The organism is Allobosea sp. P4_H5 (assembly GCF_056400825.1).
The window spans coordinates 691,142-711,080 of record NZ_JBFUKM010000001.1; the positions used below are offsets into that span (position 1 = coordinate 691,142).

The window sequence follows — 19,939 nt, forward strand, 5'->3', positions numbered from 1 at the left end:
CAAAAGCGGTTTCCACTTTGGCGGAACATGCTCTAGACGACGGCGGAACGACAAAGATCAGATCGCAAGCTGCCATGACCGCCTTCAAGTCCGATTTCCTGCGCGTGCTCGACGAGCGCGGCCTCATCCACCAGATCTCCAACCCGGAGGAGCTGGACAAGCTCTGCCGGCAGGGGCCGCAGACGGCCTATGTCGGCTATGACGCGACCGCGACCAGCCTGCACATCGGCAACCTGATCTCGGTCACCATGCTCTACTGGTTCCAGGAGACCGGGCACCGGCCGATCACGCTGATGGGCGGCGGCACCTCCATGGTCGGCGATCCCTCCTTCCGCGACGACCAGCGCAAGCTGCTCTCGATCGAGGAGATCAACACCAATATCGAGAGCATCAAGAAGGTCTACTCGCGCATCCTGCGCTATGGCGACGGCCCGAACGATGCGCTGATGGTGAACAACGCCGACTGGCTGCTCAAGCTCAACTATGTCGAGTTCCTGCGCGATGTCGGCCGGCACTTCTCGGTCAATCGCATGCTCTCCTTCGATTCGGTGAAGCTGCGGCTGGATCGCGAGCAGTCGCTCTCCTTCCTCGAATTCAACTACATGATCATGCAGGGCTATGACTTCGTCGAGCTCAGCCGCCGCTACGATTGCCGCCTGCAGATGGGCGGCTCCGACCAGTGGGGCAACATCATCAACGGCGTCGATCTCTCGCACCGCATGGAGGGCAAGCAGCTCTTCGCGCTGACGACGCCGCTGCTGACGACCTCGTCGGGCGCCAAGATGGGCAAGACCGCCAGCGGCGCCGTCTGGCTCAACGGCGACCTCTTCAGCCCCTATGAGTTCTGGCAGTATTTCCGCAACACCGAGGACGCCGATGTCGGCCGCTTCCTCAAGGTGTTCACCCGCCTGTCGCTGGCGGAAATCGCCAAGCTCGCCGCGCTCGGTGGCTCGGAGATCAACGAGGCCAAGAAGGTGCTCGCGACCGAGGCCACCGCGCTGCTGCATGGCCGCGAGGCGGCGGAAGCCGCTGCCGAGACCGCCCGCAAGACCTTCGAGGAAGGCGGAGCCGCCCAGGACCTGCCGAGTATCGAGGTGCCTGCGGCGGAGCTGAAGGCCGGCCTCGGCGTGCTCAGCGTATTCGTCAGCGCCGGCCTCGTGCCCTCGACCGGCGAGGCCCGCCGCCAGATCAAGGCCGGCGGCCTACGCGTCAACGACGCCCAGGTCTCCGACGAGCGCGCGACGCTGTCGCCGGCCGATCTGGTCGACGGCGCGGTCAAGCTCTCCTTCGGCAAGAAGAAGCACGTGCTGCTGCGGCCGGTCTGAAGAGCGCTGTGCGGCCAACCTGGGCCGGCCGTTCAGCTGAAGTGATACCGTGTGAACCGGTCGAGCTGGTCGTAATACACCAGCGTCGTCCCGCAGCTCCTGTCGGCGACGCTGAAGATATTGGTATCGTCGTAGCCGGTCAGAACCACCCAGTGATTGACGGTCCCTTCATTGGTGATGTGGGCGACGATGCCGGCGCCCGACTTCAGCCAGCGGCTGACCTCGCCAAAGCTGGTTTCCGCGCCCTTGTATTGCCGGTAGAGCCAGACACGCTTGCCGAATGCGCCGGTCAGGAGCCCGAAGTCGAGGTCGGAGCGCTGCTTGCTGCGATGCGCGTAGCCTTGCGCCTCGTGCGACATCCAGGCTTCGAGCGTGGCCGGCGTGACGATCGCCGGGTCGAGAGGGTAACCGGGATTCTTGCTCGCCAGGACAGTCTTGACCGTGTCGAGATGCGGCGGGGTAAACCTGATGTTCTTCGAGGCGATCATCGTGGCGCAAGCCGTCAGCGCGCACCCCTTGGCCCGGATCTCGTCGGCCGTCCCGTTCAGCGTCTGGTCGCCCCAGCGATTGTCGCCTTGCGAGTAGTTGCAGGCCGGCGCCACCGTGAAGGTGGCCCTGATCGCGGCACTGACGGGATAAGGCCGCGAAGGATCGGGCTCGGTCAGGCGGCCCGCATAGAAATTGAGCGCCTTGAGCGTAGGCCGCTGCAGGCCGGGACTGACGATGCCATCGCCGCCGCCGACGCGCGCGATGCGCTGGAAGTAGCGGATCCTGTCCTTGAAGTTCGACCGGTCGGCGTCAGGGCTGCCGCCGCTGTAATCGTCGATCTCGCGCAACAAGGTGATGATCTTGTCGACATCCTCGGCCTTGTTGGGCGAGTTTCCGGCTCCGACGGCGAATTTGATCTCAAGTGGTGGCCCAGGCACATCGACCTCGCTCGTCCCCAATGGAGCAGCGAGACTCTAGCCGAGCATTCCCTTAGGTCAACATGCCACGAACCCGCGCCCTGTTGGCGCGCTCAGCGTTCCGCCGTGCCGGGCGCCGGCACATTGGTACCCGGCCGCCCTTGCCCCACCGGTCCGCCGCCAAGCGGGTCGACGAAGCGGCGCAGGATGCCGGGCGCGATCGCCGAGAGTGGATTCACTGTCATGGTCGGCTGGCTGGCAGAGCCCGAGACGCGGAAGTTCACCGCGAACAGCCCACCATATTGCCCACCACCGAGGATCATGCCGACCACCGGCACCTGGGCGAAGGCGTTGTTGAAGGCATAGCCCGGCACGAAGGTGCCGCCGATATCGACGCGGTCGCGGCCATAGTCGACATTGCCCTGGATGGTGAAGCCGACCTGCTGGCCCCAGAGCACTGCGTCGTTGATGTCGATCCGGCTGGCGCTGCGCACGAACTCGGCGCGCAATTTGGTGAAGGCGACATCGCTCGCATCGACGCGCGGGGCTGGCGCGCCGGTGCTGTCGAGCGCGCCCGGCGCCTGGGAGCCCGGCGGGCCGACGACGCGGCGCAGGGCCGGCTCGTCCCGCACCGTGAAACTGCGCAGGAGCAGTTCGCCCGGCTGGCGCCCCTCGCCGGCCCCGATCTGCAGCACCAGATCGCCGCCATAGGCGCGGCGATAAAGGTCGAGGAAACGCAAGGTGGCGCCGCCGTTCTCCGACTGCACCACGATCGACCCCGGGCCCTCGCCTTGCCTGGCCTGCTTGATCGAGAGGTCCGCCTTGCCGATCCGGCCCTGATAGGCGATCGAGCGGACGGCGCCGTTGCGGCGCGAGAGCTTGAGCTGTGAATTGCCGAGCGCCTCGCTGTTGAAGCCGGTCAGGATCGGCACGTCGAGGTCGAGGTCGAAATCAGGTCCGGACGCGGCGTTCTGGCCGCCGCGAGCGCCGCTCCTGGTGGGGGCGGCAGGCGCATCGAACAGATCGCGGATGAAGGGCCGGGCATCGAGCACCGCCCCACGCACCGAGAGCTTGGTCACGCCGCCGTCGCGGCCGATCTCGACCTTGGTCAGGTTGTCGCCCGGCGACAGGCGCAACTGCGAGAAGCTCGCGCTCTCGAACGCGTTCTGCCTGGTCAGCGAGATCCGTCCCTTCGCCAGCAGCGGCGCGCTCTCGATCGTCAGATCCTCCAGATCCGAACCGTCATCGTCGACGACATAGGTGAAGACCGCCTTGCCTGCCCGGCCGGCAGGCTTGCCGACGCCGGGCACGCCCGTGTCGATTGTGGCTTTGGTCAGGTCAACCTCGATGCGCGGCGGCGCCTCCGGGATCTTGCCGAGCGGTTTCACGACCTTGACCTGCATCGACCCACTGACGCCGGTCTCAGGGCCGAGGCCACGCCGCTTCAGCGCGGCATTGTCGAGATTGAGCGAAACGGTCGCCTCGCCCTGCCCTTTCGCATTCTGCCTGAGCTCGATCGGCGCCTTGTCGCCGCCGACCCTGCCGTCGCCCTTGATCGAGAGTTGGCCGCGGTCGTAGTTCAGCGCCAGATTGGCGCCCTCCAGCTTTTCGCCACCGAGCAGATTGTCGGAGGCGACGTTCGAGAGCATGCCAGTGCTGCGAATCAGGACGTCATTGAACGTCAGATCGTTGACCAGCGGCAGTGAGAGCTGGTTGGTCAGATCGATCGCGCCGCGCAGCGCCCCCGGCTCGATCTTGAGCGGCGAGAATTCGCGCAGCGACGGGAAATTGAGGAGCGCGACCAGCGCGTCCGCCGAGCCAGTCGACTTGAAGCCGATCCGCGCCTGCGGCCGCTCCGCCCAGGTGTCGGACATGGCGAAGGTGCCTTCGCCGAGCTGGAGCTTGCGGCCCTCGCCGACCTCGGCCATGGCCTGCGAAATGACAAGGTCGACGGTGCGGCCTGTCGTGGAGCCGACGACGCGGGCATCGGTGAGGAGCGGCAAGCCGGGATTCGGCAGGAAACTGACCTGCGAGGCCTTCAGGCTCACGGCAACGGCGTCGTCATCCATGCCTTTGCCGTCCGCCAGCCGGGCGTTGGCCTCCGGTGACATCGCCAGCTTGACGTCGATCTCCTCGACCCGCCCGCTCTTCACCATCTCGACCAGGGCCGCATGCAACCCCGGCGAAGTCACCGCCGGCCAGACCGCGAGCGCCGCCCGCATATCGGTATCGACCGCCCGGATCTGGAAGCGATGCGAATTCTTGTCGTCGCGCCGGCGCGCCATGCCGGAGCCTTCGGCGTTGATCAGCGGCCCCTTGAACGAGAGCTGGCCCATCCGCACCTCGCCCGCGCCGGGGTCGACCTCGAGCTGCGTGCGCAAGCTCGAAAGGACAACCGCCGCATCCTTGCCGATACCGGCCACCTGCCCCGCACCGTCGAGCGCCAGCCGCCAGATGCCCCCCTCGTTGCGCGCCTCTCCGCTTCCGGCGAGCCTGGTCTCGCCGGCCTGGAGCTGGGCAGTCGTGACCTTGACCGTCTTGAGGCCGTCATCGCTGGTGAAGTCGAGCTTGGCGCCCTGGACCTCGATCGGGTCGAGCCCGGCATTGTGAAGCTTGACCACCCCCGGTGCGACGGAGAGCCCCGCGGCGATCCTGCGTTCGCCGCCGCCGGTCTGGGTCAGCGAGATCTTGCCGCTGAGCGCCAGACCATCGAGCGCAACCATGGCGTTGCCGAAGGCCAGCGCCACCGCCTCTGCCGGCTCGAAGCGCTGGATGTCGATCGTAGCGCTACGCGTACCGTCCGGCGCACTCGCCAGATCGATCGCCAGCTCCTTCCAGCGCGGCCCGATGCGCCCTTTCATCGACAGCCGCGCCTGTCCGCCGCCGAAGCGCTCCAGCCGGATGTCGACATCCTCCAGGCCGGAGCGTTGCCGCCCGGCCGGGTCGATCAGCGTCACCCGCGCCCCGCCGATGCCGGCGACCTCGAGCGAGCCGAGCAGACCGTCATTCGAGACCAGCGCGCCGATCGCGTTCATCGCCCCGGCAAAGGCGTCCCAGTCGACGGGATCGCCCGCGACCGGCGTTTTCGGAGCCTGCTCCGGCTGGACATCCTGTTCCAGCAGCAGCAAGCCGTCCTGCCTGACGCCGAGTCGGATGTTGACGCCGCGCAAGTCGAGCGAGACCAGGCGGATATCGCCGCGCAGCAGCGCCATCGGGTCATAGCCCAGCACCGCCTCCGGCGCCCGGAACGAAGCCCCGCCGGCATGCTTGAACGAGACTTCGCGAACCCGCAGGCGCGAGCGGCCATCGACGCGGTCGAGCTGGGCGTGCTCGGCCGTGACTTTCCAGTTCGGCCCGAGCCGTTCCTCGATGGCGGTGGAGATGCGGCCCTCAAGCCCTGAGAGCGGAATGAAGCCGCTGACCAGCAAGGCGGCCGCGGCGAAACCCAGCATGACGACGGCGACGCAGACCGTGAGCGCGATGGTGACGATGCCGCGCCAGGCGCGCTTGGCCACGGCGACCACCTCCTGGCACTCCGTGTCGGAAGCCGTGCCGGCTGCGGGAGCCGCGGCGATCTTGCTGGTCTCGGTCAAACGGAATCGCTTCTTGTCTTGCTGCTCGAATCATGCGGATCGATGCGGTGGCTCCGGCAGCCGGGCCGCCGTAGCATCCGCATGATGCGCCTGATCCGGGGAGCGGTACAGCAGCGGCAAGCTAGCTGATTCGCTCCCGGTCGGTTCTGGTCTGTGGTCGGAGCCGGCTTATTGCCTGCGGCTTACCCGGCCCTTGCATGTGATCGCGACCAAAGGAAGGCGAAGATGGCATTGAACGAAGGCGTACCGGCCCCCGACTTCACCTTGCCGACAGATGGCGGCGGCTCGCTCACGCTCTCCGGCCTGCGCGGCCGCAAGGTCGTGCTCTATGCCTATCCGCAGGACGACACGACGAGCTGCACCAACGAGGCGCTCTCCTTCGATGCCTTGCGCGACGATTTCGCCGCGGCAGGCACGACGGTCATCGGCATTTCGCCGGATTCGGTGAAGCGCCATGACAAGTTCAAGCAGAAATACAGCCTGCAGCTGACGCTGGTCTCGGACGAGGAGCGCAAGGCGATCGGGACTTACGGCCTGTGGGTCGAGAAGCAGATGTATGGCCGTCACTATATGGGCGTGGAACGCAGCACCTTCCTGATCGACGAGGCCGGCAGGATCGTCCGCGTCTGGGCCAAGGTCCGGGTCAAGGGCCATGCCGAGGCCGTGCTCGCAGCCGCCCGCGAGATCTGAGGCCAGGGCTCGGATACCCGCAAAACCCGCTGCGATTTGCGATTGGTTAACCCTAACGAGGTCTAATCATCCTATCGCAGCGTCACTTCCGGTTTTGCGTATGACCTCCTTGGATTCCCGTGCTCAGGCCGCCGGCCACGAGCTTGCCGTGACTGGCATTCTTGCCCGCCGCAGCTTCACCGTTCGCCGCTCGACCGCGTTGCTCGGTCTCAGCCTCCTCGCGCTGACCACTGCCTGGAGTGGCGCGACGAGCTGGTACATCCTGCGCAAGGACGACCTCGCCGCGCGGTTGATCAGCCGCGAGACCTCCCGCCAATACGCCTATGAGGATCGAATCGCCGCCCTGCGCGCCGACGTCGACCGGCTCGCCAGCCGCGCGTTGCTCGACCAGGACGGCGTCGAGGCCCGTGTCGGCGAGATCGCCACGCGCCAGGCCGAGCTCGAATCGCGGCAATCCCTGGTCAGCGCGGTCGCCGAAAGCCTGCAATCGGCCGGGATCGGCGTGTCGCAGGCCGCCAAGAACCCGCTGCGCCAGCGCATGATCAAGCCCGAGGAACCGGTCCGCGCCTCCGGCGTCACCAGCTTCGCACCCTTTGCCTCGGGCAAGCCGACCCCGGCGCCTGAGACCCTGCCTCTGCGCGGCGCCGACGACCGCCCGGCGCCCTGGCAGTCGGGCGAGGTCGAGGCGCCGGTCGCGCCGGCCAAGCGCGTCGCCGAGGCCCTGACCCAGCTCGACCAGTCGATCGAGCGCAGCTCGGCCACGCAACTCGCGGCCCTACGCGAACTCGACAGGAATCTCGGCGATACCCAGAAGACGTTGCGCAGCGCCCTTGCCGAAACCCGCCTCGACACCGACAAGCTCGCCGTCGCCGCTCAGATTCCGAAGGGCGTTGGCGGCCCCTTGGTCCCGGTCAATCTCGATCCCTCGGCGGGGCCGTTCGAGGCGAGCCTGAGTTCGCTGCAGCCGCGTATCGCGACCGTCTTCCGCCTGCGCGGCCTCGTCGAGCAACTGCCCCTGCGCCGGCCGCTCGCGGGAGAACTCGAGCTGAGCTCCAATTACGGCTATCGCGCCGACCCCTTCACGCGCGGCGCGGCCCTGCACACCGGCATGGACCTGCGTGCCGAGCACGGCTCGCCGGTGCGCGCGACCGGCCCGGGCAAGGTCGTGACGGCCGAATATTCCGGCGGCTACGGCAATATGGTCGAGATCGAGCATGCCAGCGGCATCACCACCCGCTATGCCCACATGTCGGCAATCCTGGTCAGCGAGGGGCAGATGGTGACAGCCGGCACGCTGGTCGGCCGCGTCGGCTCCACCGGCCGCTCGACGGGCCCTCATCTGCACTACGAGACCCGCATCGACGGCGAGCCTGCCGATCCGAATCGCTTCCTGCGCGCCGGCGACAAGCTAGCCGGGCAACTCTGACAGAGCGCCACTAACCCGCACAAATCCTCACAACCGGCCGCAGCTTTCAGCCGCAACCGGTTGTTTTGATTCGACAAGCCAGTCGAAGTGAGCCCGCTCTCAGTCGATATCCTCGACTTCGACGCTCGTGCCGTAGACGCGCTGGGCCAGCGACGCTTCCATGAACGGGTCGAGCTCGCCGTCGAGCACGTCGGAGGGCGCCGTCGAGGTAACGCCCGTGCGCAGGTCCTTCACCAGCTGATAGGGCTGCAGCACATAGGAGCGGATCTGGTGGCCCCAGCCGATATCGGTCTTGGAAGCCTGCTCGGCGTTGGCCTTCTCCTCGCGCTTCTTCAGCTCGGCCTCGTAGAGGCGCGCGCGCAGCATGTCCCAGGCCTTGGCCCGGTTCTTGTGCTGCGAACGCTCCTGCTGGCAGGCAGCCACGATCCCGGTCGGGATATGGGTGATGCGCACCGCCGAATCGGTGGTGTTGATGTGCTGGCCGCCAGCGCCCTGGGCCCTGTAGGTATCGATGCGGCAGTCGGATTCCTTGACGTCGATGACGATGCGGTCGTCGACGACCGGGTAAACCCAGACCGACGCAAAGGAAGTCTGTCGACGCGCATTCGAATCAAACGGCGAGATGCGCACCAGTCGATGCACACCCGATTCCGTCTTCAGCCAGCCATAGGCATTGTGGCCCTTGAACTGCAGTGTCGCCGATTTGATGCCGGCCTGGTCGCCATCCTGGTATTCCAGCATGTCGACCTTGAACTTCCGCCGCTCGCCCCAGCGCCGATACATGCGCAGCAGCATCTCGGCCCAGTCCTGGCTCTCGGTACCACCGGCACCGGGATGGATCTCGACATAGGTGTCGAGCATGTCGGCTTCGCCGGAGAGCAGCGATTCGACCTGCAGCCGGCCGGCCTCGACCTCGACCGTCTTGATCGCGGCTTCGCCCTCGGCGATGGTGGCCGCGTCTTCTTCCATCTCGCCGAGCTCGATCAGGGTCAGCGCATCCTCGACCTCACGCTCGAGCCGCGTGATGCCCTCGATCTGGGTCTCAAGCTGAGTGCGTTCGCGCATCAGCTTCTGCGCGGATTCGGCGTCGTTCCAGAAATCGGGGCCTTCGGAAAGCGCGTTCAGCTCCGCCAGGCGTCGTTGTGCGACATCCCAGTCAAAGATGCCTCCTCAGCAGTCCGATCGACTGCTTGGCGTTGTCGAGTTGCGTCTGGATTTCTGGGCGCATGATCGTCGTCTTTAAATCCGTCGTTTGAGGCTGACTGGCAAGAGAACGCTTTTCCGATCGGGTTGCATCGCAAGCTGATCGGAAAAGCGTTCTCTATCATAAAGTTAGAGACGGATTCACCGATCAGATTGAGCCAATCTGATCGGATCCGGCTCTAGGCGCTGACATAGGCACGAAGCGCAGCCGTGTAAATGGCACAGGCGCCGCCAGCTCCGTCAGAACGCGCAAGCGAGGCATTCACGGCCGTGGCGATATTCCGCTTTCCAGTAATGCGGGTCGCCGATCACCTCATAGACCAGCCCGTCGGTGAGCGGATAGCGCTTGCGGAATGGCCGGGCGAGCAGGACGAAGAGGTCGCAATGCGGCGGCCAGCCACCGCTGTCGAGAACCCGATTGCCCCCCGCCAGCTCGGCCTCGAGGATCGCCTGGAGTGGCGCGGCCATGGCGACCGCGCCCTTCCTTCTCGTCAATAGAGGCCGCCAGTACCGGAGCCGACCGAGCGACCGCCAGCCGGCGCGACGCTCATCGCCCCGCCACTGCCGTCGGAGGCGCCGATCACCGAATAGCTGTCCGGCGGCGCCGTGCCCGGCTTGAACGCTTCGAGGATGCCGCCTTCGCCGCCGGCACGCATGCCGGTCCGAGGATCGACGCGGATCAGCTTGATGCCGGGTGGCACACGGAACGGCGTCGCCGGCTTGTCCTTCAGCGCGACGGTCATGAAGTCGCGGAAGATTGGCGCGGCGTACTGGCCGGCGGTCGCCGAATTGCCCAGCGACTTCGGCTTGTCGAAGCCCATATAGACGCCGACGGCGAGGTCCGGCGAGAAGCCGACGAACCAGACGTCCTTGGCGTCGTTGGTCGTGCCGGTCTTGCCGGCGAGCGGCTTGCCGACCGACTTGACCACCGTCGCGGTGCCGGCATTGACGACGCCTTCGAGCATCGAGACCATCTGGTAGGCGGTCAGCGGATCGAGGACCTGCTCGCGATTGTCGATCAGGCGCGGCTCACGCTGATTGCTCCACTTCTCGGCCTCGCAGCCCTCGCAGGTACGCTGGTCGTGCTTGAAGATCGTCGCGCCCCAGCGGTCCTGGATGCGGTCGATCAGCGTCGGCCGAATGCGCTTGCCGCCGTTCGCCAGCATCGAATAGGCCGCGGTCATCCGCATGACCGTGGTCTCGCCGGCGCCGAGCGACATCGAGAGCACCGGCAGCATGTCGTCATAGATGCCGAAGCGGCGGGCATATTCCGCGATCAGCGGCATGCCGACATCCTTGGCGAGGCGCACCGTCATCAGGTTCTTCGAGAACTGGATGCCGTAGCGCAGCGTGCGCGGTCCGGTGAACTTGCCGTCGTAGTTGCTCGGCGTCCACATGCCGAGGCCGCCGCCCTGGTCCACCTCGATCGGCGCGTCGAGCACGATGCTGGACGGAGTGTAGCCGTTGTCGAGCGCGGTCGCGTAGACGAAGGGCTTGAAGGACGAGCCCGGCTGGCGCAGCGCCTGCGTCGCCCGGTTAAACTCGGACTGGTCATGCGAGAAGCCGCCGACCATGGCGAGCACGCGGCCCGAGAACGGGTCCATCACGGTGATCGCGCCGTTGACCTCGGGCATCTGCCGCAGGCGCACCTGGCCCGGCTTGCCGTCGATCGGCTCGACATAGACCACGTCGCCGGCCGAAACTGCCTGCGAGACGCGGGTACGCCGCGTCCAGCGGATGCCGTCCGGTCCGAGCGTCACTGTCTCGCGCTCCGGACGGAGCTGGCCTGAGGCTTCGCGGACCGGCTGCAGGCCGAGGCGAGCACTGTCGCCGCTGGCGTCGAGCACGACGGCCAGGCGCCAGGGCTTGACGTCGCCGAGCACCGGAAGCTCGGCGATGGCGAGGCCCCATTCGCGGCTCGCGGCGTCGATCTTCTGGATCGGGCCACGCCAGCCGCGCGCCTCGTCGAAGCGCACGAGACCGTCGACCAGCGCCTTGCGCGCCATCAGCTGCATCTTGGGATCGACCGTGGCACGCACCGAGAGGCCGCCTTCGAGCAGCTTCTTCTCGCCATAGCGATCCTGCAGCTCACGCCGGATTTCCTCGGCGAAATAGCCAGCTGCGATCTGGTTCGGCGAGACCGTGCGCGGATTGACGCCGAGCGGCTGCTTCTTCGCCGCATCGGCATCGGGCCGCTTGAGGAAGCCGTTCTCGGCCATGCGGTCGAGCACATAGTTGCGGCGTTCGATCGCGCGCTCGCGATTGCGGAACGGGTGCAGGTCGGTCGGCGCCTTCGGCAGGGCGGCGAGATAGGCCGCCTCCTGCGCATTGAGCTCGTGCACCGACTTGCCGAAATAGTTCAGCGCCGCGGCGGCGACGCCGTAACTGCCCTGCCCCGGAGCCGGCGCACCGAGATAGATTTCGTTGAGGTAGAGCTCGAGGATCTTGTCCTTCGAATAGGTCGACTCGATTCGTAGCGCGATCAGCGCCTCGCGAATCTTGCGCTCGAGGCTCTGCTCGGAGCCGACCAGGAAGTTCTTCGCCACCTGCTGGGTGATGGTCGAGGCGCCCTGCGGCCGGCGGCCGGAGCCGCGATTGCGGAAGTTCGAGACCGCGGCGCGGGCCAGGCCCTCGGGGTCGACGCCGAAATGCTTGTAGAAATTCTTGTCCTCGGCCGAGAGGAAGGCGTCGATGATCAGCTTCGGCACCGCCTGGATCGGCAGATAAAGCCGCCGTTCACGCGCGAACTCGGCGATTAGGCTGCCGTCGCCGGCATGAACACGGCTCATCACCGGCGGCTCGTAATTCCGCAGCTGCGCCGAATCGGGCAGGTCCTTGGAGTAGTGCCAGATCACGCCGGCCGCGCCCGCGACGCCGATCACGAACAGGATCGTACCGACGGCGAACGCCCATCCGAAAAGGCGCAGTATGAACCGCATCGAGAATTTTGACCCTGGCTAGCGGCAGTATCGGCGCCCTCCCCCTTTGGCGTCGCGACCTGCCCGGCTGATCTTCAACTCATTCCTATATCACGGCAGAAATGGCGGAACCGTGGCTTTGCGACCACAAATCGCCATCTTCGACCGTCGAACAGTCAAGGCTTGCTTTGCGCGGCCTTGCCCGACACCTGCAGGCGCTCGAAATACTGGTCGACCGCCTGCTGGACGGCCGCGGAAGCCTGCGTGCGCCAGCCCTCGGAATTCAAGAGCTCGGCATCCCTCGGGCTCGACATGTAGCCGAGCTCGATCAGCACCGACGGCACGTCAGGCGCGGTCAATACGCGAAAACCTGCCGAACGCAACGGTACCTTGTGCATCTTCACCGAGCCGCCGAGCCTTTCGACCAGGTTTCGCGCGAAGATCGTCGAGAAGCTGCGGGTCTCGCGCTTGGCGAGATCCATCAGGATGCCCGCGACATCATGCACGTCCTCGCTCGAATCGAGGCCCGCGACGGCATCGGCCTGGTTTTCCTTGGCCGCCAGCCGCGCCGCCTCGGCATCGCTGGCGCGCTCCGAGCCGGTGTAGACGGTGGCGCCGCGCACATCCTGGGCCTGCGCCAGCGAATCGGCGTGGATCGAGATGAAGAGGCTGGCCTCGACGCCGCGCGCGATGCGGACACGGTCGTTCAACGAGATGAAGGTGTCGTCCGAGCGGGTCATGATCACCCGGTAGCGCCCCTGCGCCTCGAGCTGTTCCTTCAGCTTCAGCCCGAAGGCGAGGACCACCGCCTTCTCGGCGATCGCCGCGACCTGGGTGCCGGGGTCGATACCGCCATGGCCGGGATCGATCACCACGATCCGGCGCGAATCGCCCTCGGCCTTGCGCTCGACCGGGATGCTCGGCAGCTGCGTCTTCGCCGTCGCCTCACGGGCGAGCGCGGCGAACTCCTCGCGGCTCGTCCGCTTCAGCTCGACGACCAGCTCGCCGAAGCCGCCGCGCACCGGCTTGACCGATACGCTTGCCACCGTAGCCGGCTGGGCGAGGTCGAGGATGATGCGGGATCGGTCGGCCATGAACAGGCCGTAGCGGAAGCCGGAGACGAAGCCTGCGGACTTTCGCCCCTGCTTAGGCTCGACCTGGAAGTTGATCGAGGGCAACTCGACGATGACGCGATCGGGCCCTGCCATGACCGTGGCGCTCGCGCTCACCGGCCGGGACAGCGCCATGGTCAGCCGGACGATCTCGCCATGGACTTCGAGCCGCGCGTCGGTAGCGACCGGAAGGTCGGTGGCGGGACGCGCCGGCGAATTCGCAGTTGCGAGTGAGAGAGAGGACAGCAGCAATGCCGCACATGCGAAAAGCCGCAAGGCCGGCATGGCGATGCGGTGCGGGACGCCCTTTGCGGAGAGGCGAAGCCGGTGAAGCAGGAGGAATCTCCTCGATTCGCTGGTTCGACGCTTAACAAGACTTAACCATAGCGTCGCCAATCGTTGACAACCCGTTACCACGGGCAGCCGACAGCTGAAACCGCGCCGGCCCGATCACCCACCGTTAACGCGCTTGCAAAAATGCATCGCCTGTCTGTAATGGAGACGGTTGCATCGCGAAGGCTACCGCAGCGCGCAAACCGGGTCCCTGGCCCGCTGACGCCCTGCGAACTGGCCGAACGACCGGATCATCCCGATCCGTGCCGGCGCGAAGGCAGCCAGCAACGGAATCGTCCGCGGACGGGCTTGCGCCAGGCAGCAATCGGCGCCGGTCTTCTTGTCCACGAGCGTGTCAACGCGGTGCGCCCCGCCTTCGAGGCGCGCTGCAGGTCAAAGGTAAGATGCCGGAGCAAACGACGCCGTTCTCCTTTTCGGTGTTTCGTCGAAACCTCTCAGGTGGCGACGGGCTGATTGCCCGCTCCGCCGCCCGCTTCCGTCGTCCGTCCCAGACCGAACTCCTCTCCCTGCAACAGGCCGGCTTCAGCCGGCAAACGCGCGGTGCCCCTGCCCGCGGCCGCGGATTGACGTCCGCAGCCCGGCGGATTGCCAAGGCCGCCGCGCCAATGGAATTGTCCCATGGCCAACAAGATGCTCATCGACGCCACCCACCCGGAAGAGACCCGGGTCGTGGTGTCCCGCGGCTCGCGTATCGAAGAGTTTGATTTCGAATCAGCCAGCCGCAAGCCGCTCCGCGGCAATATCTATCTGGCGAAGGTGACGCGGGTGGAGCCTTCGCTCCAGGCCGCGTTCGTCGAATATGGCGGCAACCGCCACGGCTTCCTCGCCTTCTCCGAGATCCATCCCGACTACTACCAGATCCCGGTCGCAGACCGGCAGGCCCTGCTCGCCGAGGAAGCCCGCGCCGAGCGCGAGGAAGAACGCGACGAGGAGAAGCGCGAGCGCCGTGGCCGCCGCGGCCGTCGCGATCGTGACAACCGGCCCAAGCGCACCGCCGAAAGCGGCGAGACCGTCAGCGCCGAGGTCGAGGCCGGCGCCGCCCAGCCCGGGGACCTGGTCGAGACCAACGGCAAGGAAGCGGCCATGGTCAACGAAGGCGCCCCCGCCTTCGGCGAGAGCTTCGCGCCTGAGATCGCCGAATCCGCCAATGAGGACGCGGCCGAGAATTCCGCGCCGCTGACCTTCGAGACCACCGCCGAGGCGCCCGCCTCCGAGGAGGGCGACGACGCGGCTAAAGCACGCCGCCCGTCGCAGGAGGACGAGGACGGCGAGGAGAACGGCAGCGACGAAGCCCAGGAAGAGCCGGAGCATCTCGGCGGCGGCGACGCCCTCGACGACATGCCCGAGCGCCCGCGCAATCTGCGCCGCCAGTACAAGATCCAGGAGGTGATCAAGCGCCGCCAGATCATCCTGGTTCAGGTCGTCAAGGAAGAGCGCGGCAACAAGGGCGCCGCCCTCACCACCTATCTCTCGCTCGCCGGCCGCTATTCGGTGCTGATGCCGAACACCGGCAAGGGCGGCGGCATCTCGCGCAAGATCACCAATGCCGAGGACCGCAAGCGCCTCAAGGAGATCGCCCAGGAGCTGGAGGTGCCGGAGGGGATGGGCATCATCCTGCGCACCGCCGGCGCGTCCCGCACCAAGCCGGAGATCAGGCGCGACTACGAATATCTGATGCGGATGTGGGAGAGCGTGCGCGAATTGACGCTCGGCTCGGTCGCTCCGGCGCTGGTCTATGAGGAGGGCAACCTCGTCAAGCGCTCGATCCGCGACCTCTACAACAAGGACATCGACGAGGTTCACGTCGCCGGCGAGAGCGCCTATCGCGAGGCCAAGGACTTCATGCGCATGCTCATGCCGAGCCATGCCAAGAGCGTGAAGCCTTATCGCGAGCAGACCCCGCTCTTCGCCGCCTTCGGCGTCGAGAGCCAGCTCGACGCGATGTTCTCGAACACGGTGACGCTGAAGTCGGGCGGCTACATCGTCATCAACCAGACCGAGGCGCTGGTCGCGATCGACATCAACTCCGGGCGCTCGACCCGCGAGCACAACATCGAGGACACCGCCCTCAAGACCAATCTCGAAGCGGCCGAGGAAATCTCGCGCCAGCTGCGCCTGCGCGACCTTGCCGGCCTCATCGTGATCGATTTCATCGACATGGAGGAGAACCGCAACAACCGCGCGGTCGAGAAGAAGCTGAAGGAGTGCCTGAAGAACGACCGGGCCCGCATCCAGGTCGGCCGCATCTCCGCCTTCGGCCTCTTGGAGATGTCGCGCCAGCGCATCCGCACCGGCGTGCTGGAGAGTTCCTCGGTGCCGTGCCCGCACTGCGCCGGCGCCGGCCTCGTCCGCTCGACGCCGTCGATCGCGCTGCAGATCCTGCGTGCCCTCGAAGAGGCGCTGATCAAGAGCGCCTCGCATAATCTCGAGGTCCGCACCCGGCCGGAGGTCGCGCTCTACGTGCTCAACCAGAAGCGCGCCCATCTGCGCGACCTGGAAGAGCGCTTCAACATCGCGATCACCATCTCGGCTGATGCGGCCCTGCTCGGCACCCGCTATTTCGAGGTCGAGCGCGGCGAGTTCGTCGGCAACGAGAACCGCGTCGTGCCGGTCTCCAGCATGCGCGCCGAAGCGATCATCGACGAGCCCGAGGACGAGGACATCGTCGAGGTTGAGGCCGAGGCCGAAATCGAGGTCGAAAGCGAAAGCGAAGCCGAGAGCGAGACGGCTCGGCACGGCTCTGCCGAAGGCGAAGGCGAAGGCGAAAGCCAGGAAGGCCGCGACAGCCGTCGCCGTCGCCGTCGTCGCCGTCGGCGGCGTGGTGGCGAACGTGACGGCCAGCCGCATGCCGAGGGCGCTGCCGACGAGGCCGGCGACCATGACGAGGGTGAGGACGGCGACGACGCAACCGTCGGCGAGTCCGATGATGCGGCGCCGGTTGCGGCAGCTACTTCCGTCGAGGCACCGGCCGCGCCTGTGAGCGAGGCTCCTGCCGCCGAAGCGGAAGCAGAGACCAAGCCGAAGCGCGCCCGTCGCAGCCGCAGCAAGAAGGCGGAGACGGAAGCAGCGACCGAGACGGCCAAGGCTGCCGATGTTGCGGATGTCGCGACCGAAGTCGTCGCAGAGCCGGCTGAAAAGCCCAAGCGCAGCCGCTCGCGCAAGAAGGTCGTGCCGATCACCGAGGACGGCGTCGCCGCCGCCCCGGCTGAAGTCGCGCCCGCTCCCGAGCCGGCAGCGCCTGAAGCCGTTGCCGCTCCGGCTCCCGAACCGGTCGTTGAAGAGGCGCCTGCTCTACGGGTCGTCGAAGAGCCGGTCGCGGTCGTGCTGACGCCGCCGGATCCGGATCGGCCGAAGCGCGGCGGCTGGTGGAACAAGCTGGCCGGACGCAAGTGAGATCGAGGCCGTCGCGAGAGATCGCGGCGGCCTTTTCCTTAGGCGGAGAGCATATGCGGCCACCTCGAAGCCCCGAGCGAGTCGTGATCGCCGCCCTTGCCTGCGCCGGCTTGATCGGCTTGGCCGTCATCGCCCAGCAGGCAATCGGCTGGCTCGGTGTCGGCCTCATCGGCCTGTTCACCCTTTTCGTTGCGGTGCGCTACGAGCTCGAGGGCAATCTGCCGGTCGGCCCGCAGATGACGCCCGACCTCTATGCCAGCCAGTTCCGCAAGCACGGCCGCGAGCATGAAGCCGAGCGCGCCGATCGGCGCCATGAATGGAAGGGTCAGCTCTCGGCCGCCCGCCTCGCCGCCGGCATGGGCGCACTTCTGGCCCTGCTCGGCTTCGGCTTCTTCCTCATTCTGGAATTCGGGCAGTAGCCGAGCTGCGCCCTATCGCAGCGAATCCGCTCCGCAGCGATGCCAGCTCATCTGCGCGCCGATCTGCCCGCGGCGCCCATGGCAATAGCCGGCCTGCTGCAATCCAGCGACGACGCGATCCCGCTCAGCGCAGGCTTTTTGCGTGCGAGGATCATCTCCAGACCCGCCACGACAGATGCTGTTGAGCGCGCGATAGTTGGCGATCAGCTCATCGCCCGACTGCACTTGTGCCATTGCGATGCCCGCGACCATGATCGCCGCCAGGACCAGCGCCACATATCCCGATCGCGCGACACCACGCATGCCTCGCTCACTCGGCGGCCGGCGCCAGCGGCGTCGGCGACGGCACGGTCGCAATCGCAGCGGCAGCGCTCTTGCCGCCTCCTTCCTTCACGGTGACCGCGTTGGAGGCGAACGGCACCTCGGCCTCGATCAAGCCGCGATAAACCCGCTTCAGCGCCTCGCGCTGCAGCATCGAGGCATGGTTCGGCTTGGCGGTGAACTTCAGCCTGATCACGATCGCCGCATCGGTGATGTCTGCGACCCCCTGCATCTTGAGCTGGGCGATGAAATGCGGCCCGTGTTCCGGGTCTTCCAGCAAGGCGAGACCGATCTTCTTGATCGTCTTGCGCGCCTTCTCGATATCGGCGGAGTGATCGAGCCGGACATTGAACTTCACCGTCGCCCAATCGCGGCTGGCATTGGTCAATGACTGGACCTGGCCGAACGGCACGGTGTGGACCTGGCCGCTCTGATGGCGGAGCTGCATCGAACGCAGCGAGATCTTCTCGACCGTGCCCTTGAGCCGGCCGGTATCGACATATTCGCCGACGCGGAAGGCGTCCTCGAGCATGAAGAAGAATCCGGAGACGATGTCGCGCACCAGCGCCTGCGAACCGAACGAAATAGCGAGGCCGAGGATGCTGAAAGCCGCCAGCAGCGGACCGATATCGACGCCGAGGCGCGACAGCAGGACGAGCCCGGTCAGGCCGAACACGGCGGTGAGCACCACGCCGCGCAGGATCGGCATCACGGTCGCCAGCCGTGACGGCACATGGTCGTGCGGAACCGCATCCTCATCGGCCGGACCGGCCGCGGCCTGGTGCGGCGCATAGGCGTCGAAGAAGCTGCGCAGGAAAACGATCGCGACCCAGCCCGCAAAGGCGAGCACGGCGACGCCGCCCGCCTGGCGCATCAGCACGGCGAACTGATCGGAGCTGACACCAAAGAGGAAGCCGGCCCAGAGCCGCGCCAACAGATAGAAACCGCCGGCCCAAATCGCTCCGCCCGCGGCAGCCCGCAGCGCATATCCGACCGCAAGCGAGAGCGGCGCCTTCTCGCCCATCGCTGCCGCATGGGCCTGCCGGCAGGCCATCAGGCTGGTGACGCCGACCGCCAGGATCGGAGCCAGCACGATGATGAACTGTGTCAGCGCGGCAGCCTCCGCCCAGCGCGCGCCCCCCTCCATCATCGAGGACGCATTGCCGACCATCCAGATCAGCACGGCAAGCGCGGCATAGAGCCAACCCGTCGTCAGCGCGATCACGCGGCGCGCCGGCCCGGGCTCATGCGCTGAACCGAGGATGAGCGCCGCAAGATCGTGCCGTGCATCGATGAACCACCAGACCTTGAACAAGGTCGAGACAATGCCGACCAGGGCGAACAGCCCGACAACGGTTCCAGGACCGGTGGCATGCTGGATCGACACCGTCGCCGTCAGCAGGACGGGCGTGAGAATGCCGAAGAAGATCAGGAATTTGAAAGCCCGCTCGGCCCGCGGCAGCGGCATAATCCGACGTTCCGAGGCCCCGGGAGCGAGCAGGAAGCGTCCGAGGATCAGATATCCGGAGCCGATGGTGAGGCCGTTGGCGATCGTGCGCAGCACCATGTGGGCGAGGTCGGGCTCCGGCAGCCAGAATCTGCGCACCGCATGCAGCACTGCGAGCCAGAGCCCGAGTGTCGCCAGGTCCTGCAGCAAGCCCCAGGACGATGCGATCAGGCGCGGCGTGAACTCCGGCCCTTGCGGCTGCAGCCGGCGCGTAAACCAATTTTTGGTCGTGAGCCGAAACAGCCCGGCCACGGCAAACGCGAGTACTAGGCCCACTGCAAGCCACCAGCCGGCCGAACCATTGCGGTTCTGCGCCCAGGCAGTACGCCAGGCGTCCGGTATCTGGGCAAGGCGCGGCACGGCTCCGAGGCCTTGCGTCACGCCATCGACGAAATGGTCCCAGAAGGCCTCGGCCGGAGTCTCGTGCTCCGCCGGAGCGCTGCTCGCCACTGCGACGCCGGTGCCGGCTGCCAATGCAGATGCTGCCGGAGCTGCAGCTGCCTCCCCTTTACCCGCGATCCTGATCTCGACCTTGCGTCCACCGGCCGACAGGGCATCGACGAGCTTGCGCACGGTCTCGGGCGTCTCGTCGCCACGCAGCGTCAGAACGGGCGCGGCGTCCGTCTTGGCGTGTTGCGCCGCGACCGGGCCTGCGATGACGCCGGCCAGCAGCGCCGCCGCGCACAACGCCATGGTCTTCAGCCAGTTCCGCATTGCGACCATGTCCTGCCCCCAGCCGGATCAGATTGAGTCCACCGCTTCGCCTTGGCAAG

Annotated in this window: 13 protein-coding genes; 5 read left to right on the forward strand and 8 right to left on the reverse strand. The window is 66.7% G+C overall.

The genetic code is table 11. From position 1 onward, the window contains the following. Nucleotides 1-74: 74 nt before the first annotated feature. A complete protein-coding gene (gene tyrS, locus AC1DS0_RS03310; RefSeq protein WP_476812946.1) occupies nucleotides 75-1,325 on the forward strand; it encodes a tyrosine--tRNA ligase in 1,251 nt (416 codons plus the stop codon). A gap of 32 nt (nucleotides 1,326-1,357) precedes the next feature. Here tyrS and AC1DS0_RS03315 read toward each other — a convergent pair whose 3' ends face one another. Together AC1DS0_RS03315 and AC1DS0_RS03320 are read right to left on the reverse strand one after the other, a co-directional pair. Then, nucleotides 1,358-2,251 (reverse strand): C39 family peptidase, encoded by an 894-nt coding sequence (locus tag AC1DS0_RS03315; RefSeq protein ID WP_476812947.1) that lies wholly within the window; start codon nucleotides 2,249-2,251, stop codon nucleotides 1,358-1,360. 92 nt (nucleotides 2,252-2,343) lie between these two features. After that, nucleotides 2,344-5,823, reverse strand: coding sequence for a hypothetical protein (locus tag AC1DS0_RS03320; protein ID WP_476812948.1), 3,480 nt, complete (start codon nucleotides 5,821-5,823; stop codon nucleotides 2,344-2,346). Between the two features lie 225 nt (nucleotides 5,824-6,048). Between AC1DS0_RS03320 and AC1DS0_RS03325 the strand changes: the two genes are divergently transcribed. Next, entirely contained in the window at nucleotides 6,049-6,513 is a 465-nt protein-coding gene (locus tag AC1DS0_RS03325) for a peroxiredoxin (RefSeq protein WP_476812949.1), read from the forward strand. A 148-nt stretch (nucleotides 6,514-6,661) separates the two neighbouring features. Continuing rightward, nucleotides 6,662-7,939: a M23 family metallopeptidase gene (locus AC1DS0_RS03330; RefSeq protein ID WP_476812950.1), complete on the forward strand. Its 1,278-nt coding sequence runs from the start codon at nucleotides 6,662-6,664 to the stop codon at nucleotides 7,937-7,939. A 99-nt stretch (nucleotides 7,940-8,038) separates the two neighbouring features. Here AC1DS0_RS03330 and prfB read toward each other — a convergent pair. From prfB to AC1DS0_RS03350, 4 genes are all read right to left on the reverse strand, one after another. Beyond that, nucleotides 8,039-9,167 (reverse strand): peptide chain release factor 2 gene (gene prfB / locus AC1DS0_RS03335; protein ID WP_476812951.1). Its coding sequence is split into 2 segments (ribosomal slippage): nucleotides 8,039-9,097 and nucleotides 9,099-9,167, totalling 1,128 coding nucleotides; the frame shifts between segments, so codons are not numbered across the junction. Nucleotides 9,168-9,382: 215 nt separating this feature from the next. Then, on the reverse strand, nucleotides 9,383-9,610 hold the full coding sequence (locus AC1DS0_RS03340) for a hypothetical protein (RefSeq protein ID WP_476812952.1): 228 nt from the start codon (nucleotides 9,608-9,610) through the stop codon (nucleotides 9,383-9,385). 23 nt (nucleotides 9,611-9,633) lie between these two features. Beyond that, entirely contained in the window at nucleotides 9,634-12,081 is a 2,448-nt protein-coding gene (locus AC1DS0_RS03345) for a penicillin-binding protein 1A (protein WP_476812953.1), read from the reverse strand. A gap of 155 nt (nucleotides 12,082-12,236) precedes the next feature. Next, nucleotides 12,237-13,424, reverse strand: coding sequence for an N-acetylmuramoyl-L-alanine amidase (locus AC1DS0_RS03350; RefSeq protein WP_476812954.1), 1,188 nt, complete (start codon nucleotides 13,422-13,424; stop codon nucleotides 12,237-12,239). 720 nt (nucleotides 13,425-14,144) lie between these two features. On the opposite strand from AC1DS0_RS03350, the gene AC1DS0_RS03355 reads away from it, so the two are divergent. Both AC1DS0_RS03355 and AC1DS0_RS03360 read left to right on the forward strand, forming a co-directional pair. Next, on the forward strand, nucleotides 14,145-16,919 hold the full coding sequence (locus AC1DS0_RS03355) for an Rne/Rng family ribonuclease (RefSeq protein ID WP_476812955.1): 2,775 nt from the start codon (nucleotides 14,145-14,147) through the stop codon (nucleotides 16,917-16,919). A gap of 83 nt (nucleotides 16,920-17,002) precedes the next feature. Next, on the forward strand, nucleotides 17,003-17,338 hold the full coding sequence (locus AC1DS0_RS03360) for a hypothetical protein (protein WP_476812956.1): 336 nt from the start codon (nucleotides 17,003-17,005) through the stop codon (nucleotides 17,336-17,338). A 12-nt stretch (nucleotides 17,339-17,350) separates the two neighbouring features. On the opposite strand, the gene AC1DS0_RS03365 is transcribed toward AC1DS0_RS03360, so the two are convergent. Both AC1DS0_RS03365 and AC1DS0_RS03370 read right to left on the reverse strand, forming a co-directional pair. Beyond that, nucleotides 17,351-17,641, reverse strand: a complete 291-nt coding sequence (locus tag AC1DS0_RS03365) for a hypothetical protein (RefSeq protein ID WP_476812957.1) — start codon at nucleotides 17,639-17,641, stop codon at nucleotides 17,351-17,353. Between the two features lie 7 nt (nucleotides 17,642-17,648). Beyond that, nucleotides 17,649-19,889: a mechanosensitive ion channel family protein gene (locus AC1DS0_RS03370; RefSeq protein ID WP_476812958.1), complete on the reverse strand. Its 2,241-nt coding sequence runs from the start codon at nucleotides 19,887-19,889 to the stop codon at nucleotides 17,649-17,651. Between the last annotated feature and the right edge of the window lie 50 nt (nucleotides 19,890-19,939).

Coding starts and splice junctions, on each gene's coding strand:
- tyrS (WP_476812946.1), top strand. CDS start 75: ATGACCGCCTTCAAGTCCGATTTCCTGCGCGTGCTCGACGAGCGCGGC.
- AC1DS0_RS03325 (WP_476812949.1), top strand. CDS start 6,049: ATGGCATTGAACGAAGGCGTACCGGCCCCCGACTTCACCTTGCCGACA.
- AC1DS0_RS03340 (WP_476812952.1), bottom strand. CDS start 9,610: ATGGCCGCGCCACTCCAGGCGATCCTCGAGGCCGAGCTGGCGGGGGGC.
- AC1DS0_RS03345 (WP_476812953.1), bottom strand. CDS start 12,081: ATGCGGTTCATACTGCGCCTTTTCGGATGGGCGTTCGCCGTCGGTACG.
- AC1DS0_RS03355 (WP_476812955.1), top strand. CDS start 14,145: ATGGCCAACAAGATGCTCATCGACGCCACCCACCCGGAAGAGACCCGG.
- AC1DS0_RS03365 (WP_476812957.1), bottom strand. CDS start 17,641: ATGCGTGGTGTCGCGCGATCGGGATATGTGGCGCTGGTCCTGGCGGCG.
- AC1DS0_RS03370 (WP_476812958.1), bottom strand. CDS start 19,889: ATGGTCGCAATGCGGAACTGGCTGAAGACCATGGCGTTGTGCGCGGCG.